General features: G+C 72.5%; 2 protein-coding genes and 2 pseudogenes. All 4 read left to right on the top strand.

Features of this window, described 5'->3' with window-relative positions; all coding sequences use genetic code 11:
- Positions 1–526 precede the first annotated feature (526 nt).
- Positions 527–2320 carry a hypothetical protein gene (locus ABZW32_RS38880; RefSeq protein WP_356225517.1) on the top strand — a complete coding sequence of 598 codons (1794 nt, stop codon included), beginning with the start codon at positions 527–529 and terminating at the stop codon, positions 2318–2320.
- Between the two features lie 102 nt (positions 2321–2422).
- Positions 2423–2509 (top strand): annotated as a pseudogene (locus ABZW32_RS38885) (deaminase); the annotation flags it as partial.
- 193 nt (positions 2510–2702) lie between these two features.
- The gene (locus ABZW32_RS38890) at positions 2703–3977 is read left to right on the top strand and encodes an MFS transporter (RefSeq protein WP_356225518.1); all 1275 of its coding nucleotides are present in this window, start codon (positions 2703–2705) and stop codon (positions 3975–3977) included.
- A pseudogene (locus ABZW32_RS38895) lies at positions 3974–4591 on the top strand (S9 family peptidase); the annotation flags it as partial. The gene ABZW32_RS38890 and the pseudogene ABZW32_RS38895, both read left to right, overlap by 4 nt.

The following is a 4591-nucleotide window of genomic DNA, read 5'->3' on the forward strand; positions in this document are numbered from 1 at the left end:
GTCGACGCGTGCGGCGACGGCCCGGACGGTCAGGTCGGCCTTCTCCCGCAGACGTGTCAGGTCGGCCGCGAACTCCGCTCGCGATAAAGGGGGTTGAGGGGGCGACGGGGTGGGGTCCATGGGGCCTCCGTGGTCCGGTTCCGCTACGGCGGTGATGCGGTGGACCACCCTTCCCGCGCCCATTCGGCCATGTGGCCACAACAGGGGGAAGCGGTTCCTTTCTACGCCACCTCACCAGCGCTTTCCGGCCGGTCACTGCCCTCTCCGGCCCCTCAGGCGCCCCACCCATCCCCGACCCTGTCCACCCCTCCCCGCCGGTCCCCGGACTTCCGGGCTCCCGCGCGGAGGAAGCCGCCGCTTCCTCGGTGGCCGAAACCCTGCCGCCTTCGCCCGGCCAGGGCGGAGCGGTTTCGGCCGTTCATGGCGGATGGGGGGTTCTCGGCGTGTTTGGCGGGATAGTGCTGGGGGCGGCGGGGACCGCGCCCCGTGGGGGGAGCGCCCGTGGAGCCGACAGGGGGATGTGGCGATGGCCAACCTGCACTACGAGATACTCACCGATCCCGCACAGCTTCAGGTATCCGGCACGGGCAAGGACGAGGAGTCGCCCGGGACGGTGCACATCGTCGTGTCCAATCCGAACGCGTGGTTCGTGACCCTTTACGATCTCGCCGTGACAGTGCCGTACGGCACCGGCCGGGACCATCTGACCGTCGACCCGGACCGGATCAGCGCCCGGGTCAGTCGCAGCACGCTGAGCCCCACGGTCGACCTCGCGGACAGCTGGGACGCCACGACCGGGACCTACCGGCTGGAGTCGTCCTCGGGCGCGCGCCTGCGGCGGGGCGAGGTCATCGTCATCGAGCTGACCGGCTTCCCCGTCTCCTCCGAAGAGGGGCTGGTCCTGCTGTCCGTGGCGGAGGAGTCCCACGGCCGGGGCGCCAGGAACGAACATCTCGTCACGCTGAGCCTGCTGAAGCGGGCTCCCCGGATCCCCCGCAACTTCCGTGCGGAGAAGACCTTGCTGGGCCCGACGGAACGGGTCACCCTGCGGTGGGACGGACCCGACGGCCTGGATTACAGGATCCAGGGTCCCGACGGTCCGGCCCAGCCCGTCCCGCAGCGATCCGGACCGGACTGGAGCTGGTCGCCGAATCCGGGTGAGGAGCCCCGGCGGGACGCCACCTACATCCTGATCGCCAGCCCCCGGAGCGCGCACCAGCCGGGGTACTACCTCACCACCACGGTGCACCTGCGCAGCCCCGAGTTCGAGAGCGTCACGGCGACGCACGGACTGTCCGCCCCGTGGGTGCAGGGCATCGACCACGAGGGCCGGATCGAGTTCACCGACCTGGGCGCGAAGGTCCTGGACAGGCAGCGCAACGACGGCACGCTCGCCGCGCAGGCGGCCACCGTGGAAACCGTCACCGCCACGACCGGTGTCACGACCCCGTGGGTCAAGGGCACCGCACACGAAGGCCGTATCACCTTCACCGACCGGGGCACCGAGGTCCTCGACGACCGGCAGGCGCCGGGCACCGTCACCGCCGCATCGCTGGAGGCGGACACCGTGAGCGCGGCGCTGGTGCGGGGGCGTGACGTCGCAGCGGGATGGATCCGGTTCCCCGCCGACGGGATCACGGTCGGCCACGGCCCCGGCGGCGACCCGGGCGTCGTCACGGCGGACCGGGTCCGGGTGAACGGCATCAACACCACCTGGGTGGGTGACGTCGACGGCGGCAGGGGGTGGATCGAGTTCCCGCAGTCAGGGGTGAACATCCGCAAGGACGGGACACAGGAATGGGGCACCGTCGCCGCCGACAAGGCGGATCTGACCGGTATCAACACCTCCTGGGTGCAGGGCCGCACGACCGCGGACGGGTGGATCGAGTTCCCGGCCCAGGGGCTGAACGTGTTCCAGGGGGCCGGTGACCGGCAGTGGGGCACCGTCGCGGCCGGCACCGCGGACCTCAATGACGTCGTCACACACCGGGCCCGGGTGAAGGAACGGCTCAACCTGGAGGGCGGTCTGACCGTCGACGACGTGCTGGAGACGCAGGACGGCCCGCCCCGGCTGATCGTCCACGGCCGCCTCGACGCCCAGGGCGAGGTGCTGGCCGACCGCCAGGTCACCGTCGCCGGAGACCTCACCACCAAGGGGATGCTCCGGGTCCACGGGGAGTCGCGGTTCCGGGGCAAGGTGAACGCCAACGGGCACCTTTCCGTCCGCAATGCGGACGCCTGGATCATGCACACGAACGACGGGCAGATCTCGGTCCAAGGAGACCTGCGCGTCCACGGAGCCTTCCGCTCCGACAGCTGACCGCTGACCGCTGACCGCTGACCGCTGACCGCTTCACCGTCGCGCTTGCTCCGCCGGCCCCGTGGGCCCGGCGGAGCAGGCCCACCTCAGGAGAGCACGAGCCGCGGCAAGTGCGGCCCCCAGCACGGCCCGTGGAGCGACCACGAGTGGCGCGGCCGGTGGGGTGACGAGCCGCCCTTCCCCACGCCGGACGGGGGACGCGGCGTTCCCCCGGAGCGGCTGAAAACGCCGTTTCTTGATCGAGAATTACATTCGAACGCAGGTGTTGTGACGGGTCCCCCCGTTCGCTACGATCGCAACCCTCGACGGCCGTAAATCCGCTTATTCCAGGGGGCATTGTGGGTGCGTTGGCGTCGGCAACACTCCCCGAGCGGAATTCTTGATGGATGAGGCCGACGAGAAATTACAACACTCCGGTCCTTTATTATCCGAAAGCGCTTCCCCGTCCCCGTTCCGTAGGCGGGATTTCGCGCTCTTCTGGACAGCGGGCGCAGTCGACGGTCTCGGCACCTGCGCGTCCTCCCTCTTCCTTCCTCTGATCCTGCTGGGCGCCGGACACCCGGCCGGACTCGCCGGACTCGTCGCCTCCGTGGCACTGGTCAGCGGTCTGGTGGTCTCGCCGGTCGCGGGCGTCTACGCCGACCGCCTGCCCCGCAAGCCGATGATGTACCTGGCCGCCCTGGTCGCGGCGGGCGCCATGGGATCGGTGTTCGTGACCGTGGCCCTCGGCCACGTCGTCTTCGTCCACGTGCTCGCCGCCGCGGTCGTCGAGCAGGCGGCCAGCGCCACTTACGGGGCGGCGGCCTCCGGGACGATCCGGCGGCTGGTGCCGCCCGAGGGGTACTCCCGGGCGATCGGGTACCTTCAGGCGCGCGACCAGGCCGTGCAGATCGTCGGACCGACCCTGGGCGGCGTGCTGTTCCAGCTGGCGCGGTGGGTCCCGTTGCTCGCGGACGCGGTGTCCTTCCTGCTGGTGGCCGCGTTGAGCAAGGCGATCCGCACGGACCTGATGCCCGCCCCGCCCGGTCGCACGGATCGCACGGATCCGGCCCCGTCGTTCGGCCGGGACCTCGCCGAGGGGCTGCGCTTCGTGTCCTCCGAACCCTTCCTGCGCTTCGTGGTCGTGTGGACCGCCGGGATCAACGCGCTGCTCGGCGCCCTGTACTTCCACGCGGTGTTCACCTCCCAGGCCCGGGGCGCCAGCCCCTCCTCCATCGGTCTCGTCCTCACCCTGGCGGGCGTCGGCGGGCTGCTGGGCGCCCTCGCCGCGCCGTGGCTCGTACGGCGGCTCCGGGCGGCACCGATCGTGACGGGCGCGTCCTGGGCCATGGTGCCCACGGCGGCCGGGCTCGCGTTCACGTCCCGGACCTGGGCCTACGGACTGCTGCTCGGCGGGGTCTCGCTGATCGTGCCGTCCGTGGTGGTGGTGCTGCAGACCCGGGCGATGCTGGTCACCCCCGACCGGCTGCTGGCCCGGATGGGAACGGTACTGGGCACCGCCGGCCAGGCCGTCGCGGTGCTCGCGCCCGTGACGGCGGGGGTCCTGGTGGCGGCGTACGGAGGACGCGCGGTGGCACTGGGCTGCGCGGGCGCGTTCGCCGGGCTGGCGCTGTACGCGACCGCCAGGGCCGGGCTCGTGGCGGGAGGGGCCGAGTGACACCGGCCGCGCCGAGGACGGCCGCGCGCACCTACGGCGTCTACCGGCCTGTGCTGCCCGTGACCAGCCCCCGCCACCCGGAGCGGATGGTGTACACCGGGGACGCGGACGGCCGGTGCGAGATCTTCACGTGGGACCGCGCCACCGGCACCGGGCGGCAGGTGACGGACCGTCCGCACGGCACGCTGCTGTGCGCCATCGACGAGGACGAGGCCGTCTGGTGGTTCGACGAGGACCGCGGCGGCAGCGGCGGCTGGCGCACCCAGGACTTCGACGGCGGCCCCGACCGGCCGGCGCTCGCCGGGGTCCCGTACGGGCGCCCCGCCGGGCTGGCGCTGACGGCGGGGGGCACGGTGGCCGTGGGCATCCGCGGTCCCGGAGGACTCGGCGTCCACATCGGGCGGCGCGGCGGCACCGCGGCGGCCGTCCTGCACACCACGGAATCCGGCACGCTGTGCGACCTGGCCCCGGACGGCGGGCTGCTGGCGGTGTCCGGACCCGCTCACTCCGCCCGCGCCGTGACGCTGCTGCGCCCGGACGGCACCACGGTCGCGGTGCTCTCCGGCACCCGGGAGCGCACCTGGGCGCTCGGCTTCGCGCCGGCGCCCGCGACC

The organism is Streptomyces sp. NPDC004667 (assembly GCF_040609475.1).
Lineage (GTDB): Bacteria > Actinomycetota > Actinomycetes > Streptomycetales > Streptomycetaceae > Streptomyces.

What these genes read in the sequence shown, in the direction of transcription:
- ABZW32_RS38880 (WP_356225517.1), top strand. Translation starts at nt 527, where the DNA reads ATGGCCAACCTGCACTACGAGATACTCACCGATCCCGCACAGCTTCAG.
- ABZW32_RS38890 (WP_356225518.1), top strand. Translation starts at nt 2,703, where the DNA reads ATGGATGAGGCCGACGAGAAATTACAACACTCCGGTCCTTTATTATCC.